Source organism: Yersinia canariae (genome assembly GCF_009831415.1).
In the GTDB taxonomy this organism is placed as follows: Bacteria; Pseudomonadota; Gammaproteobacteria; order Enterobacterales; family Enterobacteriaceae; genus Yersinia; species Yersinia canariae.
In genome coordinates, this window is sequence record NZ_CP043727.1 from 3,666,914 (window position 1) to 3,691,651 (window position 24,738).

The window sequence follows — 24,738 nt, forward strand, 5'->3', positions numbered from 1 at the left end:
ATGCATAGCTATCACGCCTTATTATGGCGAGCTATTGGTAATAAATAACGTTCAGTTTCGTGTAATATCATGTCGAGATGTTGGTTATCCATCTGGCGGAATACTCTTTGTATATAGTTATCCTCACCTTCTCCGGCAATCCGTTGGTCACCTTGCCAAACCTGTAAAAGTTTCATTCGGGCTTTGGTTTGGGTTTCTTCATCCCACAAAATTTGACCAGAATCACTATCAAAACACTGACTCAACCATGCCCAGCCACTTTTACTCAATAGTAGTAAAGGTTCGCACATACCTTGCTGATAGCCACTGATTAACTGCTGTAAATATTGCCGTGCTTCATCGCAATTCAATGGGGCGTACCGCCATGCAGTTCCTTTACGGCCATACATCCGGCTTTCACCTTCACCACCTGCGGCGCAATACACCAAATGTTCAATCCACAATAAAAGCCCATCGACCGCTGTTAATGCCGCTGGCCGCCAACGAATTAAACCATCCTCTTGAATCTGATGAATCCACCCCGTAAGAGTGGTATCACCAAATTCAATATTGAGTTCAAGACTGTGACTTTCTTTACGTTCAGCACGAATTTGTTCAGCTAATGGCACCATTTCCTCTTGCTGGCTTTCCCAATAAAGCTCACCAAAGGAGCCATAGGGAAGGTTGCCCGCAGCACGAGCACGGGTAAATACAGTATTGATATCACTCCCTTCTATCAGTGCATTCAATAGCTGAGTATTAAACTGATAACGATTAAGGTTATCTAAGGTAAAAGGTTCTTCATCAGGTAACTCTGTTTCTTCAATAACAAAGTTGACCCCAAGCCGTAATTGAAAGAATGCTCTCACCGGGTGGCGATAGAAGCGAATTAAGTCATCAAGAGTAATTTCTGGCACCGGTTCAGGCGGTAAAGGCTGATTAAACTCTGGATGGGCCAACCCCTTGAACTCCGCAGAGGGTAGCCATTCAGCGGCGTAACTCTGTAACTCGCTATTAGGAATGAAGTTTTCCGCTGCAAATGGCATGCGAGCATGCCAGCATAGCAAATGATGAATGACCCGTTCGGCACTCTCATCCGCACTGAGCTCTTCATCACCTGGCAAGTGATAACTTTGTGAAATATATTCAATCAACTCGCTAACCAGAACTGAAGGATAGCGCTTACTGTTGTCTTGAATTGAGCGCCCAATATAGCTGATATAGAGCTGCTGCTGGGCAGAGAGTAATGCTTCGAGGAACAGATAGCGGTCGTCATCACGGCGGCTACGGTCACCGCGCCGAACTTGTTTAGCCATCAAATCAAAACCTAACGGCGGTAGTGTTCTTGGGTAAACGCCGTCATTCATCCCCAATAAGCACACCACTTTAAACGGGATAGAACGCATCGGCATCAGCGTACAGAAATTGATTGGCCCCGCGAGGAAGCGCTGGCTAATACGTTCATTATCCAAGCGCGAAGCCAGTTCATCTCGTAACAGATTCAGCGGCACGATGTCAGGATACTGGGCTGCAATACCATAGCTGATGACCTTCTGCCATTGCTGCTCAATCAGAACTAACACCGCTTCCGTATCATTATCGGGTTCAAAGAAGGTATCCAGTAATTGTCGGCATAATGGTAGCCATTCACTGAGGGCGCGAGATTCGCTTAATTGCTGCCGCCACTGGCTCAATTGCATCAACATATCCGCTAATTGCCCAGCAAGCTCGGCCGCTAAACCACTGGATTCGTCATAGGGCAAAACTCCTTGCCAATCACCGGCATTGCTGTCCATGGCATAACCAAGCAGCATGCGGGTCAGGCCAAAATGCCAGGTATGCTGGCCAGTTGCAGGCAGAGACAACTCACGCACATTGTCATCATCTAATCCCCAGCGAATACCTGACTCGCCCACCCATTGCCGTAAACGGCGCAACCCATCTTCGGTAATACCAAATTTATTGGCTAAAGCGGGCACTTCCAGCAGAGATAACACCTGTTCAGAAGTAAAACGGCTCTGGGGCAAATCAAGTAGAGTGATAAAAGCCTGAAGTGCGGGATGTGCCTGGCTGGCCTTGCGGTCTGAAATCGCAAATGGCAAATAGCGATCCCCTGTAGCATTACCAAATGTGGCTTGAAGATAGGGGGTATAGCTGTCAATGTCAGCGACCATCACAATGATGTCACGAGGGGTCAGTTCCGGATCAGCCGCCAATAGCCTCAAAAGATTATCTTGTAAGACTTCAACCTCGCGTTGTGGGCTATGGCACACATGCAGGCTCAGGGAGCGGTCTGCCAGTTCCAATACACGTTTTTGATGACTATGAGCTAAGGTTTCTGGTGTGGTACCAATAACAGCGTGATCTTCCAGCTCTAGCATATCATGCTGAAGACCATGTAATAGATTGTCTGGTTCGATATCGACAAAAGCATGAACCTCTTGGATATCATCAACCTGAGATAATAAATACATGTGGTCACGGCCAAGCCGCCCCCAAGAGGCTAACAGAGGGTTACTGAGATTTTGCTCGCCATCATCATTAAATAGCTGTTCGGCCTGTTCAGGGTGACGGAACAGTTTTACTTCCATCGCCTCACGATAATGCCTACGTTTGCGGCTTTGCAATTTCGCCAAAAAGGCATAATCCTGAATATCCCCCCAAAAATAGCGACATGGGTTAGTAAACATCAGATGAATATCAATGTGTTTACCTAATGCTTGCAAAGCTTGTAAATAAATTGGAGGCAATGCAGATATACCGCAAATGAATACTCGTTTGGGTAGCCCTGACGGACAAACATCTGATTCGAGAAGTGTGCGGATAAAACGCTGATAGAGATTGGCGCGGTGCCATTCTGGTTGTTCTAGCTGGCGGGTATAGCGCGTAAGCTCAACCCATAGCAAAGCTTGCCACTGCTGGGCATCGTCCAATTTATCAATCAGTTGGCCACGTTCCCAACTCTCAAGCCACTCCGGACGATATACCAGATATTGGTCAAAAAGGTCAGCTACCCGTGCCGCCAGTTGATGAATTTTACGTTTATCACTATCGTCACTTAAATAGCGTTTCATGGCAGAGAATACCGGATTTTCCAATAAGTCCGGCAGTAACCACATGAGCTTCCATGTCATGGCATCTTTGCTAAAGGCACTTTCTTTCGGGATCCCCGGTAGTACTCGGGTAAACATATCCCAGATAAAAGTCGCAGGCAGCGGAAACTCAATATTAGCCGCAATACTAAATTGTTGGGCCAACTGCATTTGGAGCCACTGGGCCATACCAGGGCTTTGAACAAGCACAACTTCTTGCTGGAAAGGGTTATCCAACGGTTCTCGTTCTATCAGCGCGGTCGTTAGCGCCTTGAGTAAATCCAATTGATTAGAATGATAAACCGTGAACATGATGACTCCCTTAAGGCGCTATGGAGAATATCCATAAATGATTAAACCAACTGACTATCACTTGTGGATAAATCCTGAGGTTTTATACTCTAACTTGATAATGAGTGAGTGCAATAGCTTATCTTCATTATCATTTTTATACCTGTACAGTTAACTATCGACACTCCCCCGACAAAACCAACGGCTTAATTCTGCCTGCTGCTTAGGTCGTATTCTCAGGGTAAATGTAAACTCGGTACACTCGCCATCAACTCGATTCGTAAGCTGATGATATCGCCAATTAGGTTTTACTCCCGAGATGGCTGTTTTTACAGGTTCATCACCACCGCTCTCAATGTGTTGGTGAAGTAAGGACCATGCCTGCCGTTGCTGCCACAAAGAAGAAAAGCCCTGTAAAAGAGCTTGATGATATTGCAGCAATCCCAAGAGAGAGACTGAGAAAAAAAGTGCTGCAATTAAGGCCTCTGGTAGGCTAACCCCTTGTTGAAAAAAGGGGTGACCTACCCCTTTAGCACACTGTGGTTTATTACGGTATCTAGCTAAATACAAAATTCATCCCTCTTGTCCGGGCAAAAATCTAACCAACCATGGGCTACCTTCACCAGTTGGTGACCTCCCCTATCGCTCTTATCTGAATGGAGTTTGACTCGCTGATAAAGCATTAGAGGCAGTTGACCGCCAAAAGTTTGGCTCTCCCCCCTGAGGATAAAAAAACCGGTCAGTGATGCCGGTTTAACACAGGCCTTCAAGCCAGATTGTGGCTGGTCCTGGCAATGCCATGTTGAACCAATACGCCAAGGCATACTAAATAACCAACGCTGATCCATTCCCCAATTCAATGATGAGGTCGCCTGATTAAAAGACCGTAAATGATGTTGCTCCTCGGCAGTAATTTTCTGAATGTTATCCAAGTGGCGATGTAAGGCTGACAGCAGAAATAAACCCAGGGCAAAAAGGGTGGCAACAGCAGCCAAAGTGCTTGTTCCCCACTGTTTACCTTGCCTCATAAATTATTCCCACGGATGGTATAATTCAGTTGATGGTGTATTGCTGGGTTACCGGTTTTTTGGCCCGTCAGTTGTACTCTATAAACCTGACCCGATGCTTGCGGTAATCGGTTAACAGAAAAGTGCGTTATGGTGATGTCTCGAGGATCAAATAACTTTTCCCAACCACTGCCCAAACAATTCAACTTACCGCGCTGACCTTCTAATGCTTTTTTACGTAACCGGTAGCCAAAATATTCGGATTCCTGATGTTTCTCCCCTTCCCAACGGCCATTACGGTTAAGGTCATAAGCAACAATCAAACAAGAGTTGATGGCCTCCGTTGGATAATGGTGTGTTGTAATCGCCTTTCCCTGACACTCTCCATGACAAAATCCAGCCCGCCGCAGATCTTTTTCCAACGCAGCCATAATCTGGCTCAGTGCTAACTCCAGATGATAATGTTGCTGCAATATGGCTACCTGCTTGTGTAGTTGAGGAAAAGTCTTTGTGGCCGCCATAATAATCAAGCTGCCAACACTCAATGCCAACATCATTTCTGGCAGGGTAAAGCCGGCGATATCTTTATGCAAAAAGTGACCAGATACTGCGGCTTCCGGCTTTTTTATCATTACTAACATATATGAATCCCTGCTATTGATTGCTCCTCACTGCATAGCCGGATTCGCCCCCGGCTGGAGATAATTAACCGGATACGCCCAGCCGGGTTACTGAGCATAATATTTCCTGCTTGTGCCGTGTTTCTTATGCCAAAAAAACCTATTTCCTTTTTTAAAGGAATCGCAATAGAAACATCAGGATAAGGTGGAGTAAATATGTCTTCCTTTAATGAGGAACAGGCTATTGCTGGCTTATTACCACTGCCTAAACATCCCTGTTCGTCTTCCCGCACCCACAGCAATGCTGTGTTGTTACTGCGATTAGCCTTAGCCTGTAAATGTGTTAAAAAGGCAAGTAACTGGCGAGCACTGTCCGCGAGCCTCTCCCTTTGCCGGTAATGGTGCCAATTCTGTGCCCCCCATGTCGCCATAATACCGGCCAAGGCAATGACCAATAACAGCTCAATAAGGCTAATACCTTTTTGTTTTTTAATAATATTTCCGCTGATAAAGCGGAGTTTATTGAATCGTAGGATGGTTTTCATGGCGTGAGTTTACGTCGTGAAAATTTGAGATCCAGCAGCGGTTAATGAAGGCTGGAAGTGGTACGCAAAATTTTATTTATAGCGACATAAGTATCGATAAGGATGCGGCGCGGCTCGCATTTTCTTGCCGATGGATGTAGTGGATAAAGTGCAAAGAATGGCTATTAAAGGGGGGTTGCAGATTAAAAAATGGTGGGTAAATACCCTAAATAATTCGAGTTGCAGGAAGGCGGGTATAAACCGGAGCCAAATGGCTCCGGTTGAAAGTCAGATAGCAATAGGCGCTTTGATGCCAAGGTGAGGATCATACCCTTCAATTTCAAAGTCTTCGAAACGATAGTCAAATAATGAATCAGGTTTACGTTTGATAATCAGTTTCGGTAATGCCCGTGGTTCGCGGCTCAATTGCAAGTGAGTCTGATCAATATGGTTGCTGTATAAGTGCGTATCACCACCCGTCCAGACAAAATCACCGACGTCCAAATCACATTGCTGTGCCATCATATGCACCAACAATGCATAGCTAGCAATATTAAATGGCAAGCCAAGGAACACATCGCAAGAACGTTGATATAGCTGACAAGACAGCTTGCCATCAGCAACATAAAACTGGAAGAAAGCATGGCACGGTGCTAATGCCATTTGATCCAACTCACCCACATTCCATGCAGACACAATGATACGGCGGGAGTTTGGGTCTTGCTTGAGCTGTTGCACGACTTTACTTAGTTGGTCAATCTGACGGCCGTCAGCAGCACCCCAAGCACGCCATTGCTTACCATAAACCGGGCCAAGGTCACCGTTTTCATCCGCCCACTCATCCCAGATTGAGACGTTATTTTCCTTCAGATAGGCAATATTGGTATCGCCATTGAGGAACCATAACAACTCATGAATGATTGAACGCAAATGGCAGCGCTTGGTGGTTACCAGCGGGAAACCATCTTGTAAATTGAAACGCATCTGATGCCCAAAAATCGACAGCGTCCCAGTACCGGTGCGGTCATCTTTAGGGGTGCCTTCTTCCAGCACTTTTTTCATCAAATCCAGATACTGTTTCATGTTACCTCACGAAAGTTGTTGCGCAGGACGGCGATACGCCCAAATCATCATAATGATACCGGCCAGAATCATAGGCACAGACAGGATCTGCCCCATGCTGATCACGCCGTCGAACAAGCCAAGCTGGGCATCAGGCTGGCGGAAACATTCCACAATAATACGGAATGCCCCATAACCAATCAGGAACAGGCCTGAAACACTGCCCATCGGGCGCGGCTTGCGAATAAACAGGTTCAGGATGATAAACAGCACCACCCCTTCCAGAATCATTTCATATAGTTGCGAAGGGTGGCGAGGCAATACACCGTATTGATTAAAAATCGCCTGCCATTTAGCAGGGTCTGCGGCAACAATCGCAATATCTTCGCCCCGGGAAGTCGGGAACAGCATCGCCCATGGGGTGTCAGTCGTAACCCTGCCCCACAATTCACCATTGATAAAGTTACCAAGGCGTCCGGCACCTAAGCCAAATGGGATAAGTGGAGCAATAAAATCAGAAACTTGGAAGAAATGACGTTTGGTGCGGCGAGCGAACCACAGCATCACACAGATAACACCAATCAAACCACCGTGGAATGACATGCCGCCATCCCATACCTTAAACAGGTACAGCGGGTTATCGAGGAACAACGGCAGGTTATAGAAAAGAACATAACCGACGCGACCACCGACAAACACCCCGAGGAACCCGGCGTAAAGGAGATTTTCGACTTCGTCTTTGGTCCAGCCGCTACCCGGTTTATTGGCACGGCGAACGGCCAACCACATCGCGAAAACAAAGCCCACCAAATACATCAGGCCATACCAATGCAGGGAAACCGGACCAATTGAGAAAATGACCGGGTCAAACTTAGGAAACGCCAGATAGCTATTGCTCATCTATCACCACGAAATGTCTATTGTTTTGAGAAGATTATGTTCTTGCCCGGTTAGGGCCACAGGTAGCGCATCATAGCATAGGCCAATGGCGGTCTGGGCGGCACTGAATAGAAAAGTTCTGTAAACCCGACATTCTATTTACCACCGCGAATCAAGCCCCCTAACCCTCGGCGTTCCATAAATGCGGCAGTCAAATGACGTACATCTGTCGTCATTTGGGCGGCCAATACCCGTTCAGCCAATGCTGTCGCATCCACCAAATCAATATTACGCAGCAGGTATTTAATGCGCGCCACACTGCGGCCATTCATACTGAGATTGCGATAACCCAACCCGACCAGCAACAACGCGCCCATCGGATCACCGGCCATTTCACCACATAAGCTCACTTGCAGGCCTGACTGGGTCGCCTGAGTCAAAATGTGGCTAAGCACTTGTAACACCGCCGGATGCAAGCTGTCATACAGTGAAGCAACACGGGTATTATTGCGGTCCACAGCCAACAAATATTGCGTCAGATCGTTAGTACCAACCGAGATAAAATCGACTCGCGATTTCAGATACGGCAGCATAAAGATCATGGCCGGTACTTCGACCATCACGCCCAATTTCGGTTGCGGCAACTCATAGCCCAGAACTTCCTGGACTTCACGCCCCGCGCGATCAATTAGGCGTTTTGCCTCATCAACCTCTTCTAAACTGGTGATCATCGGCAATAAAATCCCCAAATTGCCGGTCCCAGCATTGGCCCTTAGCATCGCCCTAACTTGGATCAAAAAGATCTCTGGCTGATCGAGAGTGACGCGGATACCGCGCCATCCCAAGCAAGGGTTTTCTTCACTGATAGGCATGTAAGGAAGTTGTTTATCAGCACCAATATCCAGCGTTCTTAGCGTAACCGGTTTATTGGGGTAAAGCTGCAACATGCCTTGGTATTGCGCCACTTGCTCTTCCTCAGATGGGAAGCCACTTTGCAGCATAAAGGGGATTTCAGTGCGATATAAACCAACACCATCAACTCGCCCTCCTAGCAATTGTTCATGTTCCGGGCTGAGGCCGGCGTTCAGCATCACCTGAATCCGCTCCCCACTTTTCAGAGCCGCGGGCTGTTCGACATCGTCTTCGGCCAGTTTACTAAGCTCAATCTCTTCAGTAACCAGCCGTTGATATTCTTTGACCAGCACCGGCTCAGGATCAACCAGAACTTCACCACGGTAACCATCAACAATCAATAAACGTTGATTAAGTAGCGCGGGTTGAATATCCGCGCCCATTACTGTTGGGATCCCCATGGCGCGGACCAAAATGGCGGCATGAGAGTTAGCTGCGCCGTCGCGTACGACAACACCGGCCAGACGATCCTGTGGCACTTCAGCCAACAGTGTGGCAGTTAGCTCATCAGCCACCAGAATAAAACGCTGAGGCCATTGGCTGGCCCCAGAGGTGCTGTCATCGAGATGGAACAGTAAGCGCTGACCCAATGCTCGCAAATCACTGGCACGCTCGCGCATATAGGTGTCTTGCAGGCTAGCAAACTGCGCTGCAAATTGTTCTACCACTTGCTTAACAGCCCATTCGGCCACTGAGCCTGCATCAATTTGCGCGAAAAGTTCGCGCTTTAGGCGGGCATCATTGAGCAAGTGAGAGTAGAGATCGAAAATCGCCGCGCTCTCTTTTTGTGAGCTGGCGGCAAAACGCTTACTGAAACGGCGGAATTCAGCCGCAGCCTCTTCCAGCGCTTGGGTTAGGCGTTCGCGCTCTTGGGCTGTATCGAGCGTCGAGGCTTCATAAACCAAATCAAGGGAAGGCTGTGAAGTATCTTGCCAGCCCTCGGCAACGGCAACACCGGGAGCCGCAGCCAGCGCGCGGATCCGCGTTTGGCGATATTGGCCAAAAATGGCGTTAAGCTGGGATTGTGAAAGGATACCTGCCAGTTGAGTGGCCAACGTGACCATGAACGATTCTTCGCTCTCATCAAACTGACGATGTTCACGTTGTTGGACCACCAGCACGCCGAGCAACTGACGGCGATAAATAATAGGTACCCCGAGAAACGCCCGGAAGCGATCCTCTTTAACTTGAGGAACATATTTAAAACTGGGGTGACTTTGAGCATCAGCCAGGTTAATAGGTTCGGCCAGACGCCCTACCAGCCCGACGATCCCCTCATCAAAGGCCAGCGTAATGGTGCGACCACGGGGCTTTTTCAAACCCCGTGTCGCCATTAGGTAATAACAACGGCGGTCATTGTCTGCCAGATAAATCGAGCAGACCTCCGTGTCCATCGCCAGACAGGTTTCATTGACCAACAGCTCTAACGCATCCGTTAGGCCGGTTGCCATCGCCACTTTCTCAACTATTTCTCGCAAACGCGTGAGCATGATCGGCTTAACTTAACCTCTTTTACGGCGATAAGCGGGCGGCACCCGTGGTGGAACAGCCTCCTGCACAGGCATTACAGTTGGAGCAAATTCTTTCATTACGCGACGATAAACATCCCGTTTAAAAGACACCACCTGACGTACCGGATACCAATAACTGACCCATCGCCAGCCATCAAACTCCGGGGTGCTACTGCGTTGCATGTTGATATCGGCTTCATTACACATTAACTGTAGTAGAAACCATCGCTGTTTTTGGCCGATGCATACCGGCTTTGTATCCCAACGCACCAAACGTTTGGGTAATTTGTAACGTAACCAGTTACGGGTTGAGGCCAGAATTCGGACATCCTTTTTGTTAAGTCCTACTTCTTCAAAAAGTTCACGATACATTGCCTGCTCTGGTGTTTCACCGGGGTTTATCCCCCCTTGAGGAAACTGCCAGGAGTGCTGACCGTAACGCCTGGCCCACAACACTTCTCCCTGCCGATTACAAATTACGATACCCACGTTCGGGCGGTAGCCATCATCATCGATCACCGGACTACCTCGATAAGCTTAAAACTCAAAGATGCTCTGATTGTTTCACACTAGCAACAGGCGGTAAACCACTGCTTATCTGCCAGTGAAACCTGATAACTATGGGATAACTCACAGATATTGGCAAAGTTATAAACACCCTAGGGGTTACACTCCGCATTTTATTCACTTTTTCTGTGGATATAGGTGTGCAGAACTCTAGGGAAAAGCAGGTACAACTCATTTTAACGCAATTATACGCCAAAAATATCTAAAAAAATAATTGATTAATTTCAATGAAATAACAGGTTTCCCACAGGTTTTCACGACACTAAAATGTGATCTATATCCGTTTTGGATCCGCAACTGGCTAAAGAATCATCAATGTAGTTTTTATCCACAGATAATGAGGCAAAGTTATGCAAAAAAGAGCAAAACGCGCAAAAAAACCTGCCGTCAAGGCTGTAAATTGAACCAGTGATCGTGATTTACTGGGGTTATCCAACAAATCTGTGGATAAATAGGTGTAAGATCCTGTTCATTATTCCTGTCAGCAGGTGCACAAGATGGTCAGAATAAAAGTATTTACCGCGCATGACACCAGAAAACTTCCGTTAAATCATGCTATTATTCATTTCTGCTGGGCTGGATAACAATACATCTACAGTCACGTTTATTTCAGCTTGTTTTTTAACCGACTTTAGCAGGTTTCCATTTTATGTCTGTTTATTCACTGCCCCCAGCTCCCCCCACTAATGAACATCAGCTTTTTCAGCGTGCTGAGGCGTTAGCAGGCTTTACTCTTGGCGAATTGGCAATCAGGGCTGGCTGGAACATTCCTGCGGACTTAAAACGTGTTAAAGGCTGGGTAGGCATGTTGCTGGAATTCTATCTGGGGGCTAGCGCGGGCAGCAAACCTGAACAGGATTTCGCAGATATTGGCATCGAGCTAAAAACCATTCCTGTCAGCGCTCAAGGCAAACCGCTGGAAACTACTTTCGTCTGTGTCGCCCCACTAACAGGTAATAGTGGTATCACGTGGGAAACCAGTCACGTGCGGCATAAGTTGGCCAAAGTATTGTGGGTGCCTGTCGAAGGGGAACGGCAAATTCCGTTAGCACAACGCCGGGTGGGAGCTCCTTTATTGTGGAGCCCAAATGAGGAAGAAGAAGAATTACTGCGTCGTGATTGGGAAGAATTAATGGATCTTATCGTTTTGGGGAGAGTCGAAACGATAACCGCCCGCCATGGCGAAGTGTTGCAGTTACGGCCGAAAGCGGCCAACAGCCGCGCATTAACTGAGGCCATCGGTGAGCACGGGCAACCCATCATGACGTTACCTCGTGGTTTTTATCTGAAAAAGACCCTTACCGGCCCGATGCTGTCACGTCACTTTTTGCTTTAACAGACAAATCCTATTATTCCGATTAATCAATAAACGCGTATAATTGTATCTTTGTGTTTCCGTAATTTCCGTAAGGTGTAAGGCACTATGTTTGAATGGATTGCCGATCCAAATGCTTGGTTGGCGCTAGGCACACTGACTATCCTCGAGATTGTTCTCGGCATAGACAATATTATTTTCCTTTCTTTAGTGGTCGCCAAATTACCTAAGGCGCAGCAAAACAAAGCCCGTCGTCTTGGTTTGGCCGGAGCAATGTTAATGCGTTTAGCATTACTTGCTTCTATTGCCTGGGTTATCCGCCTGACGGAGCCGCTATTTACGGTGGCGGGCCATGGTATCTCCATGCGAGATCTCATTTTGCTGCTGGGGGGCTTATTCCTGATTTGGAAAGCCAGCAAAGAAATTCATGAAACCATTGAAGGCGGTGACACCGAGCACACCAGCAATGTCAGTTCTTTCTTTGCAGCTATCGTGCAAATCATGCTGTTGGACATCATTTTTAGTTTGGACTCCGTGATAACTGCTGTGGGGCTTTCAGACCATCTGTTTATTATGATGGCCGCCGTTGTCATCTCCGTGGGTGTAATGATGTTTGCTGCCCGGCCGATTGGTGAATTTGTTAACCGCCACCCATCAGTCAAAATGCTGGCTTTATCTTTCCTGATTCTGGTCGGGTTTACACTTATGTTGGAAAGCTTCCAGATTCACATTCCGAAAGGTTACATTTATTTCGCCATGTTCTTCTCTATGGGTGTTGAAACCCTGAATCTCATGCGCGGGAAAAAAAATAAGCCGGCGAAGTAAATAAACACCACGTACTCCGGGTGTGGTTCGCCACGCCCGTTTCACGCTTTTTTCTGCACTTTTGCCTTACGCACTTCCCCCTGCCGCAGTGCTTCGTTATAGTCGGATAAGGCAAGTTTGACTTATACCCCAAATAATTGGCGCAGCAATGTCAGGCACCATGGGTATTGGCCTGATAATTTCAGACATTAAGGAAGGTCGGCAATGCAATATCATCGTATTCCCCACAGTTCATTAGAAGTAAGCCTGCTGGGTCTGGGCACCATGACTTTTGGTGAACAAAACAGTGAAGCCGATGCCCATGCTCAACTGGATTATGCCGTTGCAGCCGGTATTAACTTGATAGATACCGCAGAAATGTACCCAGTCCCCCCAAAACCGGAAACTCAGGGGTTAACTGAGCAATACATTGGTAGCTGGATAAAAGCGCGCGGTAGCCGAGACAAAATAATTTTAGCCAGTAAAGTCTCCGGGCCATCACGCGGGAACGATAAGCCCATTCGCCCCAATATGGCACTGGATCGAAAAAACATCCGTATTGCGCTGGAAGACAGCCTCCGACGCCTAAATACAGATTATCTTGATATTTATCAGCTACATTGGCCGCAACGAGAAACCAATTGCTTTGGTAAATTGAACTATCGTTACAGTGAACAAACCGCAGTTGTCACCTTGCTCGAGACACTGGAAGCCCTAACCGAACAGGTTCGCGCGGGTAAAATCCGCTACATTGGCGTCTCCAATGAAACGCCTTGGGGTGTAATGCGTTATCTGCAACTGGCAGAAAAGCATGATTTACCGCGTATTGTTTCGATTCAAAACCCCTACAGTTTGCTGAACCGCAGCTTTGAAGTAGGGTTGGCCGAGATAAGCCAACACGAGGGCGTAGAACTGCTGGCGTATTCCAGCCTGGCATTCGGCACCCTGAGCGGCAAATACCTCAACGGCGCACAACCCGCCGGGGCGCGTAATACCTTATTCAGCCGATTCACTCGTTATACCGGGCCACAAGCCCAGCGAGCAATTGCTGAATATGTGGCGCTGGCAAAACATCATGGGCTGGATCCGGCACAGATGGCATTAGCTTTCGTCCGTCAGCAGCCATTTGTTGCTAGCACATTGCTGGGCGCAACCTCGTTGGAACAACTGAAAAGTAATATTGATAGTCAGAATGTTGTGCTGGGCCAAGAAGTATTGAATGCATTGGAAGAGATTCATACCCGATTTACCTTCCCTGCACCTTGATTTCTACTTGACCCAAAGAGCAAAAAGGCCGCTGTGCGGCCTTTCGTTTATGTTATCGGCTCATTGAGCCACTTTACGCCGCTGTTGCCGCCACTGCCAACCCCAGAGCAACGCTATCGCCAGAGCGAAAATCACGCCGAAACCAATCCCCACCGCCACCACTGGCACACCGAGCTTCACCACCACGGAGAACAAGCCCAGCATCAGCAACATTGCCGTGTTTTCACCAAGGTTTTGCACCGCAATAGCATTACCCGCACCGACACTATTTTTACCGCGTTCTTGCAGTAAAGCATTAAGCGGAACCACAAAGAAACCACCCAAAATCCCGATAATAATCAACAGCAAATAGGCCATCGGCATACTGTGTTGCAGGGCAAAAATCGCGACCGCAACACCAATCAATACCCCTGCCGGTAAACAACGTTTCACGGTTTTCAAGGTGACAAAACGGGCCGCAGCTCCCGCCCCGACGACAATCCCAATCGCCACCATAGCATTGAGCAGTGTGGGAGTGGCGTTATCTGTAATCCCAAGTGCAATTGGCACCCAGAGCACCAGCAGGAAGCGCAATGTTACCCCCGCGCCCCAAAATAGGCTGGTTCCCGCCAGTGAGAAGCGGGTTTCGCCATCGCGCCATAAAATGCGACACGCCGTGAAGAAACTGCCCGTCATTGCCCGAGGTCGCCATGAATTACCTGACCTGGCGGCAGCTAACCTTGGGATGAACATATTCGCGACCACCGCAATGGCATAGACCAACGCACACACGCCCAATGCCGCGCCCAGATGCCAATCAGCCAATATGCCGCCCGCAACCGACCCGAGTAAAATGGCGGCAATGGTTGAAGCCTCCATCATGCCGTTGGCTTTCACCAACTGCTCACCGGAGGTGATTTCACCCAAAATGCCATATTTCGCTGGCGAATAAGCCGCAGCCCCTACCCCCACCAGGCTATATCCCAAGAACGGATTGAAACCAAAACAGATAACCAGCGCGCCAGCCAGTTTCAAGCCGTTCGCCACCATCATGACCCGCCCCTTGGCAAAGCTGTCGGCAAATTGCCCAACAAACGGAGCCAGAATGATATAGGTCGCGACAAACGCCATTTGTAATATTGGCTGACTCCAGTCGGGATATAACTGCTGCTTAATTAATGCCAATGTAGCAAAAAGCAGAGCATTATCACCAAACGCCGAGAAAAATTGCGCGCAGAGAACCGCGACCATCCCCTTGGATAATAACGGCTTATCGACTAATTCTTGCTGACTCATGCGCTCATCTCCGGGTCTTCCGCCATCTTACTTAACGTCACAAAGTCAGGTTTGCCACTCCCCAGCAGAGGCAAGGCTTTCACCACCCGAATATCACGCGGCACTGCCAATTCTGGCACACCACTTTCTCGGGCTGCTTTGACTAACTTTTCACGAGCCATTTCACTGTCAGTAGTAAACAACACCAGAGCTTCCCCTTTGGCGCTATCGGTTTTCGTTGCTGCCGCGTGTTGCCCTTCCGGCGAAACACGCAGTGCGAGCTGTTCAACACTCTCCAGTGATACCATTTCTCCGGCTAATTTAGCAAAGCGCTTCATCCGGCCACGAATGGCGCAGTAGCCTTGTTCATCAATAGCCACAATATCACCAGTGTCATACCAGCCCATTTCCTGCTCGCCCTGAGCATTTTCAGCAGATGGCTGCTCCAGTATCCCCGGGTTTTCTACTCGCAAATAACCGCGCATAATATTAGGGCCACGTAATTGTAAACGCCCGCCCTGTTCGATACCGGGCACCTGAATCAGCCGGGACTCCATCCCTGGCAGAATGCGGCCCACCGTATTCACTTTTGCCGCCATCGGCACATTAATTGCCACGACAGGCGCACATTCAGTGACGCCATAACCTTCCAGAATACGAATCCCAAATTTGTCCTGCCAAATCTGTTTGGTGCTATCAGCTAACTTTTCAGCGCCAGCCACCACATAACGCAAGCGGGCAAAATCATACGGATGAGCAAAGCGGGCATAGTTGCCAAGGAAAGTGGAGGTACCAAACAGCACCGTGCAGTTACGGTCGTACACCAGTTCAGGGACGACCCGATAATGTAGGGGACTGGGGTAAAGAAATACGCGGCTGCCAGTCATCAGCGGTGTAAATAACCCCACCGTCAGGCCAAAAGCATGGAACAGCGGCAGTGACGACATAAAACGGTCACGCGGTGTGAAATCCGCAATGGTGCGGATCTGCTCGACGTTTGCCAATAAACTGGCGTGTGAATGCACCACACCTTTAGGATTACCCTCTGAGCCAGAAGTAAATAAAATCAACGCGCTGTCATCTGCCTGTTGTGGCGTCATTGCTCGACGAGGGGAAAATAAATGGAATAAAATCCATAACTTATCAGCCAACGTGACCGTATCTTTTAAATCTTCCAGATAGACCCAATTGGCCTCAGTAACCTGTTCAGGTAAATGTGTCAGTTTGCCTTTTTCCAAGAACTGCCGTGAGGTCACGATAGTCTTTAAAGAAGCCGCAGTAATAGCACTTTTCAGACCCTTAGCACCCGAAGTGTAATTAAGCAGCGCCGGGATGCGCCCCCGGAGCGTGGCACCGAAAATCGCCGCAGCCGTGATAGTGGCATTGGGCAAAAGCATCCCAACATGCTCTCCCCGAGCAGTAAAACGTTGCAAAATACGGCTGACACCTAAGATTTTCTTTAGCAGCGTTTGATAGCTGTCTTCCTTAAAGGAAATGTCTTCGATGCAAGGCTTTAAACGGCCATAGCGCGTTTGTGCTGATAACAGCGCTTCAAATAATGTTTCTCGTGGCACGATAGCCATGCGTGCTGCCATCATAATGGCGTGTAAGCGCTCACCTGCCAGCACTCGGCGGTCACGGGCACGTGGCGCTCGCGGCATCGGTAAAGTGGTTGCGGGCAGCACATGAATACTGATTTTTGGGAACCAACGGACTTTTAGGACATCCCCCAATCGCCCAAAACGTGTAAATTCAGGCCCTTCCAGACGGATAGGAACAACAGCAGCCCCTGATTTCGCAGCAACAAAGGCTGCGCCATCATAGATTTTCATTAATGAACCGGTGACGGTGATTCGCCCCTCAGGGAATATCACCACTGGTCTGCCCTGTTCGACCATTCTGACCAAATGTTTGATTGCCATGGGCTTGGTAGGATCAAGCGCAACAAAATCCACATACTGCCGCAACCAGCGCATATACCAGCTTTCAGTAATGTTGGAGTAGACAGCAAACACCGGTTTTATTGGGAGAAACAGCGCTAACAGAGCACCATCAAGGAAAGAGACATGATTGGGCGTAATAATCAGTTTTGGGTGCGAAAACTGGTCAGTAATGCCATCAATGGTGACGCGAAATAATCCACGAAAAAGAGTACGCAACAAGCGATAAGCCATGTCTGTTTCTCTATAAGCCAATGAATATGAAAAGAACAGGATACTATAATAATGGCTGATTTATCTGTAAGAGGAGGCCGATAATGGGGAGGAAAAAGACAAATAAAAAAAAACCTACGCATCTGCGTAGGTCGGTGCAAATAAAAAACTGGCTTTAACACACAGCGTATGTTGATTATTCACCAATTAATACCTCTGGGATCACTACTGTATCCGTTTGTGTGAAACCTCAGCCAGCAGGCAATCGCAACATTTACGTGCAAAGTGTAACCAGGAGTGAACATTGTCAGTAAGCCGAAAAGGTTTGTAATTCATTGCAGTACATTAGTACAGCGCCACCTCAACTAAGCAGCTCATCGCATTCGGGCCTTGAGTCAAACGAGAAGTCCCAATATCCAATGTCAAGACATTCGGGTTACCAGATTGCTCAACTTGATGTTGTTTGCTACCAAAGCCGGGATCAAACCATGCCCCCGTTGCCATCAAAACCACACCCCGGGTGACACCATCAGTAATGCGCACCCCCGCCAGACAATTACCGCGCAAATTACTCACTTTCACTTGGCTGCCTTCAGTAATTGCACGGCTGGCCGCATCTTGTGGATGCATAAAGAGCGTTTCGCGACCTGCAGTTTTATTCCCCTGCGCCAATGGCGCCGGATCAAGCTGGCTATGCAAGCGATCACTCGGCTGAATAGAGATCAAATGCAGCGGCCACTGCTCTGCCTGCGGTGCTCCCAGCCATTCAACCGGGGGTTTCCATTGTGCATGCGGGGCAAAATCCTCATATTGATAGCTGGCGATTTTTTCACTGAATAATTCAATTTTGCCACTCGGTGTCTGAAGTGGATTAACCTGAGGGTCGGCGCGGAAAGCATCAAAGAAAACAAACTCTTTCTGCGGGGCCGGTAAATCCACATGACCCCGTTGCCAGAATGTATCAAAATCAGGCCACTCCACTCCATGGGGCAATTGCGCAGCACCGCACTCTTGATAGATATGCTTGATCCACGCCATTTCATCTCGCCCCTCAGTAAAGGTATCGCGATAACCTAGCCGCTCAGCCAAATCGGCGAAAATATCAAAATCGTGCCGTGCTTGATGTTGTGGCGCAATCGCCTGATGCATTGCTAATACATAGCGATCCCGTGACGAGCCCCCAATATCATTGCGCTCCAGCGAGCTGGTTACCGGCAACACGATATCGGCCATTTTAGCCGCGGGTGTCCACCAGATATCTTGCACAATCACGGTATCGGGTTTTTGCCAACCCTCCACCAGCCGGTTCAATTGCTGATGATGGTGAAAAGGATTCCCGCCCGCCCAATGCACCAGATGAATATCTGGATAGGTATGGGTTTCCCCCTGAAATTGATAAGGCTGCCCCGGCTGCAGCAACATGTCACAAATACGCGCGACGGGAATAGCCAATCCTGATGGATTTTTCCCCACCGGCATACTCGGCCCGGGGGTATCAATTCGTGGATTACCGACACCATTCATTGAGCCGTGACCAAAGGAGAAACCGCCGCCCGGCAAGCCGACTTGCCCTAACATGGCGGATAGCGCGATGACCATCCAGTAGGGTTGCTCACCGCGGTGGGCGCGCTGAACTGAATAGGAACAGGTCATAAAGCTGCGCACACCAATAAGTTGCTGTGCTAACTGGCTAATTCTTGCCGCCGGGATACCGGTAATCTCACTGGCCCAGTCGGGTGTTTTCGCTATGCCGTCATTCACCCCGCGAATGTAATCAGCCAATTGCTCATAACCCACACAGTGGCTAGCCAGGAAAGCCTTATCTTCGCCGCCAACCCGCTGAATTTCATACGCCAGCGCCAGCATCAATGCCACATCAGTATTCGGGCGAATGGGGATCCATTCCGCATTCACAAAGTCTGGGCAATCATCTCGCATCGGGCTGATGTTAATCACCGGAGTGCCTTTTTGTACCAATTTCTCCAGCCAAGGTTTTAATGAATGTTCAGCCGAGCCACCAGACGATACTTGAGCATTTTTCAGTGCCAGCCCACCAAATGCGATAAACAGTTCGCAGTGCTCCACCACACTTGGCCAAGAGGTCACCCTGCCAGTCAGTGGGCTAAAAGTCCCTATCACATACGGCAAGAAAAACTGCGCCGAACCCCAACTGTAGTTACCGAGTTGGTCAACACCACCACCGCCACTGAAATAAAAACGCCGGACTAATGAACGGGCGTGATGTAAACGCCCAGCAGAAGACCAGCCATAGGAGCCAGTAAATAGCCCTGAAGGGCCATATTTATCTCGGACACGGCGATTCTCTTGCGCGACTAAATCCAGCGCGACATCCCAGTCCACTTCAACAAAATCTTCCCGTCCACGTAAAGTTCGATCACTTTTTTCCCGCTGCTGCAACCACGAACGGCGCACCGCCGGTTTACGAATACGTTTATCGGAATACACCATTGGGGTAATTGAATCCAATAGCGGTGAAGGATTGGGGTCATCGGCAAACGGCTCGCAGCGGATTAATTTGCCATCTTCAACGACTGCAGTGTAAGCGCCCCAGTGGGCAAGCTGGGGGTAACGGGTGATGGACATGGCTATCTCAGACAATTAAATAGATCATAAAAGTAACATTTACCCGGCAATATGCCCAAAGCACAATTTTGACTAAACATAATCGTTTTAGACTAAGCGGGCGGGCGCTGATGTGTTGTTCTGTGGTTTTTTCTCGCCAAGTTGCGATCATCCCCCCTTGCGGACAGCTTCGTTTTCCGCAAAACTGAGTGATGTAAGCGATTACCCTGAAAATCTCTGGAAGAAAAATGGCCACTATTAAGGATGTTGCCAAGCTGGCGGGTGTTTCCGTCGCGACGGTATCTCGTGTTATCAATAATTCGCCCAAGGCCAGTGAAACATCAAGAAAGGCAGTATGTAACGCCATGGAGCAGTTACAATACCACCCAAATGCCAATGCTCGGGCGCTGGCTCAACAATCGACAGAAACCGTGGGTATGATTGTTTCTGATGTATCAGACCCTTTCTTTGGCTCTATGGTCAAAGCGGTTGAGCAAGTAGCTTATGCCACCGGTAATTTTCTGTTAATTGGTAACGGTTACCATGACGAGGAAAAAGAGCGGCAGGCGATCGAACAATTGATTCGCCATCGCTGCGCTGCGCTGGTCGTTCATGCTAAAAAATTATCTGACGAAGAATTGACGTCATTAATGGTGCAGATCCCCGGTATGGTGTTGATTAACCGCACATTACCGGGCTTCGAAACTCGCTGTGTTGCACTCGATGATCGTTATGGTGCCTGGCTGGCAACCCGCCATCTGATTCAGCAAGGGCATAAACGAATAGCAATTATTTGCTCCAATCATCAAATTTCTGATGCCACCGATCGCCTACAAGGTTATCTGGATGCTCTGGAAGAGTTTGGTATTCAGGTTGATGACCGCTTAATTTCCTACGGTACGCCGGATGAAATCGGCGGCGAACAAGCTATGACCGACTTACTTGGCCGAGGCAGAAACTTCACTGCGGTCACTTGTTATAATGATTCCATGGCCGCTGGAGCATTGTCGGTGCTCAGTGATAACAGTATCGAAGTGCCGCAAGAGATCTCACTGATCGGTTTTGACGATGTATTGATCTCCCGTTATCTGCGCCCCCGGCTGACCACCATTCGCTACCCGGTGGTGGCGATGGCGACACAGGCGGCTGAATTGGCATTGGCACTTGCCAACAACACGCCACTGCCCGAAATCACCAATATGTTCAGCCCAACACTGGTGCGACGCCATTCTGTCGCCAGCCTACAAACACCAACAGATGGCTGAGGCGTTGGCTTTCTATCATTAAAGCAACTCTAATGCGATAAGCTCTTCGATAGTTTGGCGGCGGCGGATTAAGCGCGGCTGCCCCTGCTCGAATAAGACCTCCGGTAATAATGGGCGGCTATTATAGTTTGAAGACATGGATGCGCCATAAGCCCCGGTGTCGTGGAATACCAGATAATCGCCAATTTTGGTGGCTGGCAATGCACGGGTCTCTAATCCGCCCCCCGCTTCCTGAGTAAACACATCGCCTGACTCGCAAAGTGGGCCGGCAACAACAGTATCAATCAGCGGTTCAGCAGCAAGTGAGCGCCCGTCAGCTGGCAATAATGAAATATGGTGATAACTGCCGTACATCGCGGGCCGCATCAAATCATTAAAGCCGGCATCCACCAAAACATAGTGCCGACGCCCCATATTTTTCACCGCCCGAACTTGCGCGATTAACACACCCGATTCCGCCACCAGGAAGCGGCCGGGTTCAATTTCAAGACTGATTGGGTGGCCAAAATGTGCGGCAATTCGCTCACGGGCGCTGTTCCATAAGCCGTAATAATGCTCGGTATCAATCTCATCATCGCCAAATTGATACGGAATAGACAACCCGCCACCGGCGGAAATAGCACTGATATCCTGCCCCAGAGAGATAACCTGTGCCACCATGGCATCGCAGACCTGTTCCAGATGTTGATAATCAACACCGGAGCCAATATGCATATGGATGCCCACCAGTGTTAAGCCATATTTCTGAATTTTATCAATAGCTTGCGGCAAATCTTCATGCCAAATACCGTGTTTGCTGTTTTCACCGCCGGTATTGGTTTTCTGACTGTGCCCATGTCCAAAACCTGGATTGACGCGCAACCAAACCGGGTGACCGGGCGCATGTTGCCCCAGTTGGTCGAGCATGTCGATGGAACCCGCATTCACGGGAATGTTTAATTCTGTCACCCGCAGTAATGTGGCCTGATCCAGTAAATCTGCTGTGAAAACAATCTCAGCAGGCTCTTGTCCCGGTTGAAAACCGGCCTGTAGTGCGCGCTCAATCTCACCCAACGATACCGAGTCGACTTTAACCCCTTGTTCGCGCATCAAACGCAAAATATGAATATTTGAACATGCTTTCTGCGCAAAACGGATCACATCAAAATGGCGTAATTGATTGATCTTTTGGCTAATAATATCACCATCATAAGCCCAAACCGGGCAGCCAAAACGCTCAGGCAAGGCAATGAGATTGTGGGCAGTCAGTGCCGTAGAGGTATCGTTAAGTGCGCGCGGCATAAGTCTTTCCTAATAATGGGTGAGCAAAATAATGGGCGAAAATAACGGTTTCGCTGATGGGTTATTATTAACAACAGAGTGGTTGTTAGGAAAATATCTATTTACCCTTAGTCTATTCATTTATGATATGGGTTAGATGACTTTTTCACCACCGCAGGAGCGCTGTGATGCCCGCAATTTCTTTACGACAAATAGAAATTTTTCATGGGGTTATGACCACGGGTAACCTAACTGAGGCGGCATTATTGCTCCAGACATCACAACCTACCGTCAGCCGTGAGTTGGCCCGCTTTGAGCAATTAGTCCAATTAACACTGTTTGATCGCGTGCGGGGGCGTCTTTATCCCACCGTGCAAGGTTTGCGTTTATTTGAAGAAGTTCAGCGCTCTTATTATGGGCTTGATCGGATCAAACAAGCCGCCGAGGGAATTCGTCAATTTCAACATGCGCAGCTTTCTATTGCATGCCTGCCGGTATTTTCGCAATCACTGCTACCTGCCGTGTGCAAACCCTTTATTGACCGCTATCCAGAAGTGAGTCTGAGTGTTATTCCGCAGGAATCGCCTTTACTAGAAGAATGGCTTTCAGCCCAGCGACATGACCTTGGCCTGACGGAAAATACGCAGACACCCGCAGGCACGGTGCGCCATGCATTGATGACGGTGAATGAAGTTTGTGTATTACCCAGTTCTCACCCATTGCGGGAAAAAATGGTTCTAACACCACAAGATTTCCAGGGCGAGAACTTTATCAGTCTGTCAGTCACTGACAGTTATCGCCAGTTACTGGATAATCTCTTTGCTGAACAAGGCATTAACCGCAGATTAGTCTTGGAAACTCACAGCGCTGCATCAGTTTGCGCCATGGTACGAGAGGGGGTGGGTGTCTCAATTGTTAACCCATTAACTGCGCTGGATTATATTGGCAAAGGAGTGGGTGACGGTGTTTGCGTGCGGCCATTTAGTGTTGAGATTCCTTTTACTATCAGCTTGATACAACCAATACACCGCCCCTCATCTAGCTTGGTCGATACCTTTATCGAGCATTTGAAACAGCAGGCAATCACCTTCCAACAACGGCTGGCTGCGGTGATTGCCCAACAATATTAATCTGTTATTTAAGCTGATGTGACCTTACTGGCGCGTGCGCGGGAAAAGGTAAACAGGCATAGCAGTAACCCCATCATCGCCAGTGCGGCGGCAGCCAGCGGGACAGTCGTCAAACCCAACCCTTGAGTAATCACCACACCACCGACCCATGCCCCCAGCGCATTGCCGACATTAAAAGCCGCAATGTTCAGTGTTGAGACCAGGTTGGGCGCTTTTTTGCCATAAGTGACCACATTAATTTGCAAGGCGGGCACGGCCGAGAATGCCGCAGCAGACCACAAGAATAGTGTCACTTCCGCCGCTAATAATGAGTAGCTTGTCCAACTAAATAGGGCGGAAAATATCGCAATGAGCAAGAACGTCATCGTCAGACTCACGGGTAAACGCCAATCGGCCAGCCGCCCACCGACAATATTCCCCAACGTCAGGCCCACGCCCATCAACAACAATGTCCAACTGATACCATGTTCAGAAACCTGAGTGACTTCAGTCAAAATTGGCGCGATATAAGTAAAGAGAGCAAACATGGCGGCGGCAAAAAAGACCGTCATCAGCAAAGATAACCAGATGCCGCCACCGCGCAGAGCAGCAATTTCCTTACGTAACTCGGTAGGTGCTTCCTCCTGAGAAGAAGGCAATTTGCGATAGAGTGCGGCTAATGAGAATAAGCCGATGACTGAGACAACCCAGAATGTCGAGCGCCAACCGAAAGCTTGCCCCAAAGCCGTGCCCAAAGGTACGCCCAGCACATTGGCGAGTGTCAGGCCGGTAAACATCAAAGCCACCGCTGACGCCCGTCTATTCGGGGCCACCAGATTCGAGGCAACCACAGCACCAATACCAAAGAAGGCCCCATGGCTCAGCGCCGTAATAACCCGAGCTAACATCAAGAAATCATAGCTGTAGGCCAGCGCGCACATCAGGTTACCGACAATAAAGATCACCATTAATAACAATAGCGTCTTTTTACGCGGTAATTTGGCCGTCAGTACCGCCATGATAGGTGCGCCGATAGCCACTCCCAGTGCATAACCACTGATGAGCCAACCAGCGGTTGGAATCGAGATGTGCAAATCACCCGCCACCTGAGGCAACAACCCCATAATGACAAACTCAGTGGTACCAATAGCGAAAGCACTCAGTGCTAATGCCAGCAGCGCAACAGGCATAATAAAAGCTCCCAGTCAGATAATATCTTCCCATCGCAGGCAACAGGCAGATCAAATTATTGCCAGTAATTATCAATTAACCGGCACATTGTAGT

19 protein-coding genes are annotated in these 24,738 nt (G+C 48.8%); 5 read left to right on the forward strand and 14 right to left on the reverse strand.

The window, feature by feature from the left end; translation table 11 throughout:
• Positions 1–11 precede the first annotated feature (11 nt).
• From recC to rppH, 9 genes are all read right to left on the reverse strand, one after another.
• The gene (recC, locus tag F0T03_RS16900; protein ID WP_159679592.1) at positions 12–3,383 is read right to left on the reverse strand and encodes an exodeoxyribonuclease V subunit gamma; all 3,372 of its coding nucleotides are present in this window, start codon (positions 3,381–3,383) and stop codon (positions 12–14) included.
• A gap of 150 nt (positions 3,384–3,533) precedes the next feature.
• A complete protein-coding gene (locus tag F0T03_RS16905; RefSeq protein WP_246169971.1) occupies positions 3,534–3,839 on the reverse strand; it encodes a prepilin-type N-terminal cleavage/methylation domain-containing protein in 306 nt (101 codons plus the stop codon).
• Between the two features lie 83 nt (positions 3,840–3,922).
• A complete protein-coding gene (locus F0T03_RS16910) occupies positions 3,923–4,390 on the reverse strand; it encodes a YgdB family protein (RefSeq protein WP_159679596.1) in 468 nt (155 codons plus the stop codon).
• Positions 4,387–5,001: a prepilin peptidase-dependent protein gene (locus F0T03_RS16915; RefSeq protein WP_162527051.1), complete on the reverse strand. Its 615-nt coding sequence runs from the start codon at positions 4,999–5,001 to the stop codon at positions 4,387–4,389. The genes F0T03_RS16910 and F0T03_RS16915 overlap by 4 nt, the downstream gene beginning before the upstream one ends.
• Positions 5,002–5,003: 2 nt before the next feature.
• On the reverse strand, positions 5,004–5,534 hold the full coding sequence (locus tag F0T03_RS16920) for a prepilin peptidase-dependent protein (RefSeq protein ID WP_159679600.1): 531 nt from the start codon (positions 5,532–5,534) through the stop codon (positions 5,004–5,006).
• A gap of 267 nt (positions 5,535–5,801) precedes the next feature.
• Positions 5,802–6,596 carry a thymidylate synthase gene (thyA, locus tag F0T03_RS16925; protein WP_145555986.1) on the reverse strand — a complete coding sequence of 265 codons (795 nt, stop codon included), beginning with the start codon at positions 6,594–6,596 and terminating at the stop codon, positions 5,802–5,804.
• Between the two features lie 6 nt (positions 6,597–6,602).
• Positions 6,603–7,475, reverse strand: coding sequence for a prolipoprotein diacylglyceryl transferase (gene lgt / locus F0T03_RS16930; protein ID WP_145555987.1), 873 nt, complete (start codon positions 7,473–7,475; stop codon positions 6,603–6,605).
• A gap of 134 nt (positions 7,476–7,609) precedes the next feature.
• On the reverse strand, positions 7,610–9,856 hold the full coding sequence (gene ptsP, locus F0T03_RS16935) for a phosphoenolpyruvate--protein phosphotransferase (RefSeq protein ID WP_159679602.1): 2,247 nt from the start codon (positions 9,854–9,856) through the stop codon (positions 7,610–7,612).
• 12 nt (positions 9,857–9,868) lie between these two features.
• Positions 9,869–10,396, reverse strand: coding sequence for an RNA pyrophosphohydrolase (gene rppH, locus F0T03_RS16940; RefSeq protein WP_145510837.1), 528 nt, complete (start codon positions 10,394–10,396; stop codon positions 9,869–9,871).
• 697 nt (positions 10,397–11,093) lie between these two features.
• Between rppH and mutH the strand changes: the two genes are divergently transcribed.
• From mutH to F0T03_RS16955, 3 genes are all read left to right on the forward strand, one after another.
• Positions 11,094–11,780, forward strand: a complete 687-nt coding sequence (gene mutH / locus F0T03_RS16945) for a DNA mismatch repair endonuclease MutH (RefSeq protein WP_159679605.1) — start codon at positions 11,094–11,096, stop codon at positions 11,778–11,780.
• Positions 11,781–11,867: 87 nt separating this feature from the next.
• Positions 11,868–12,584: a TerC family protein gene (locus F0T03_RS16950; protein WP_145555991.1), complete on the forward strand. Its 717-nt coding sequence runs from the start codon at positions 11,868–11,870 to the stop codon at positions 12,582–12,584.
• A gap of 204 nt (positions 12,585–12,788) precedes the next feature.
• The gene (locus tag F0T03_RS16955) at positions 12,789–13,829 is read left to right on the forward strand and encodes an NADP(H)-dependent aldo-keto reductase (RefSeq protein ID WP_159679607.1); all 1,041 of its coding nucleotides are present in this window, start codon (positions 12,789–12,791) and stop codon (positions 13,827–13,829) included.
• A 60-nt stretch (positions 13,830–13,889) separates the two neighbouring features.
• On the opposite strand, the gene lplT is transcribed toward F0T03_RS16955, so the two are convergent.
• From lplT to F0T03_RS16970, 3 genes are all read right to left on the reverse strand, one after another.
• On the reverse strand, positions 13,890–15,104 hold the full coding sequence (gene lplT / locus F0T03_RS16960; protein WP_159679610.1) for a lysophospholipid transporter LplT: 1,215 nt from the start codon (positions 15,102–15,104) through the stop codon (positions 13,890–13,892).
• Positions 15,101–17,257 carry a bifunctional acyl-ACP--phospholipid O-acyltransferase/long-chain-fatty-acid--ACP ligase gene (gene aas / locus F0T03_RS16965; RefSeq protein WP_159679613.1) on the reverse strand — a complete coding sequence of 719 codons (2,157 nt, stop codon included), beginning with the start codon at positions 17,255–17,257 and terminating at the stop codon, positions 15,101–15,103. The genes lplT and aas overlap by 4 nt, the downstream gene beginning before the upstream one ends.
• 324 nt (positions 17,258–17,581) lie before the next feature.
• Positions 17,582–19,840, reverse strand: coding sequence for a molybdopterin guanine dinucleotide-containing S/N-oxide reductase (locus tag F0T03_RS16970; protein WP_159679616.1), 2,259 nt, complete (start codon positions 19,838–19,840; stop codon positions 17,582–17,584).
• A gap of 227 nt (positions 19,841–20,067) precedes the next feature.
• Between F0T03_RS16970 and galR the strand changes: the two genes are divergently transcribed.
• Complete coding sequence (galR, locus tag F0T03_RS16975) at positions 20,068–21,084, forward strand: HTH-type transcriptional regulator GalR (RefSeq protein ID WP_159679618.1); 1,017 nt, start codon at positions 20,068–20,070, stop codon at positions 21,082–21,084.
• 18 nt (positions 21,085–21,102) lie between these two features.
• On the opposite strand, the gene lysA is transcribed toward galR, so the two are convergent.
• The gene (gene lysA / locus F0T03_RS16980; RefSeq protein WP_159679620.1) at positions 21,103–22,365 is read right to left on the reverse strand and encodes a diaminopimelate decarboxylase; all 1,263 of its coding nucleotides are present in this window, start codon (positions 22,363–22,365) and stop codon (positions 21,103–21,105) included.
• A 167-nt stretch (positions 22,366–22,532) separates the two neighbouring features.
• On the opposite strand from lysA, the gene F0T03_RS16985 reads away from it, so the two are divergent.
• Positions 22,533–23,474 (forward strand): LysR family transcriptional regulator, encoded by a 942-nt coding sequence (locus F0T03_RS16985; protein ID WP_159679622.1) that lies wholly within the window; start codon positions 22,533–22,535, stop codon positions 23,472–23,474.
• 8 nt (positions 23,475–23,482) lie between these two features.
• On the opposite strand, the gene F0T03_RS16990 is transcribed toward F0T03_RS16985, so the two are convergent.
• Positions 23,483–24,643, reverse strand: a complete 1,161-nt coding sequence (locus F0T03_RS16990) for an MFS transporter (protein WP_145555999.1) — start codon at positions 24,641–24,643, stop codon at positions 23,483–23,485.
• Positions 24,644–24,738 lie beyond the last annotated feature (95 nt).

Bases quoted from the DNA above. Each gene is read 5' to 3' on its own strand.
- recC (WP_159679592.1), bottom strand. From the start codon at position 3,383: ATGTTCACGGTTTATCATTCTAATCAATTGGATTTACTCAAGGCGCTA.
- F0T03_RS16910 (WP_159679596.1), bottom strand. From the start codon at position 4,390: ATGAGGCAAGGTAAACAGTGGGGAACAAGCACTTTGGCTGCTGTTGCC.
- F0T03_RS16915 (WP_162527051.1), bottom strand. From the start codon at position 5,001: ATGATAAAAAAGCCGGAAGCCGCAGTATCTGGTCACTTTTTGCATAAA.
- F0T03_RS16920 (WP_159679600.1), bottom strand. From the start codon at position 5,534: ATGAAAACCATCCTACGATTCAATAAACTCCGCTTTATCAGCGGAAAT.
- thyA (WP_145555986.1), bottom strand. From the start codon at position 6,596: ATGAAACAGTATCTGGATTTGATGAAAAAAGTGCTGGAAGAAGGCACC.
- lgt (WP_145555987.1), bottom strand. From the start codon at position 7,475: ATGAGCAATAGCTATCTGGCGTTTCCTAAGTTTGACCCGGTCATTTTC.
- ptsP (WP_159679602.1), bottom strand. From the start codon at position 9,856: ATGCTCACGCGTTTGCGAGAAATAGTTGAGAAAGTGGCGATGGCAACC.
- mutH (WP_159679605.1), top strand. From the start codon at position 11,094: ATGTCTGTTTATTCACTGCCCCCAGCTCCCCCCACTAATGAACATCAG.
- F0T03_RS16950 (WP_145555991.1), top strand. From the start codon at position 11,868: ATGTTTGAATGGATTGCCGATCCAAATGCTTGGTTGGCGCTAGGCACA.
- F0T03_RS16955 (WP_159679607.1), top strand. From the start codon at position 12,789: ATGCAATATCATCGTATTCCCCACAGTTCATTAGAAGTAAGCCTGCTG.
- lplT (WP_159679610.1), bottom strand. From the start codon at position 15,104: ATGAGTCAGCAAGAATTAGTCGATAAGCCGTTATTATCCAAGGGGATG.
- aas (WP_159679613.1), bottom strand. From the start codon at position 17,257: ATGGCTTATCGCTTGTTGCGTACTCTTTTTCGTGGATTATTTCGCGTC.
- F0T03_RS16970 (WP_159679616.1), bottom strand. From the start codon at position 19,840: ATGTCCATCACCCGTTACCCCCAGCTTGCCCACTGGGGCGCTTACACT.
- galR (WP_159679618.1), top strand. From the start codon at position 20,068: ATGGCCACTATTAAGGATGTTGCCAAGCTGGCGGGTGTTTCCGTCGCG.
- lysA (WP_159679620.1), bottom strand. From the start codon at position 22,365: ATGCCGCGCGCACTTAACGATACCTCTACGGCACTGACTGCCCACAAT.
- F0T03_RS16985 (WP_159679622.1), top strand. From the start codon at position 22,533: ATGCCCGCAATTTCTTTACGACAAATAGAAATTTTTCATGGGGTTATG.
- F0T03_RS16990 (WP_145555999.1), bottom strand. From the start codon at position 24,643: ATGCCTGTTGCGCTGCTGGCATTAGCACTGAGTGCTTTCGCTATTGGT.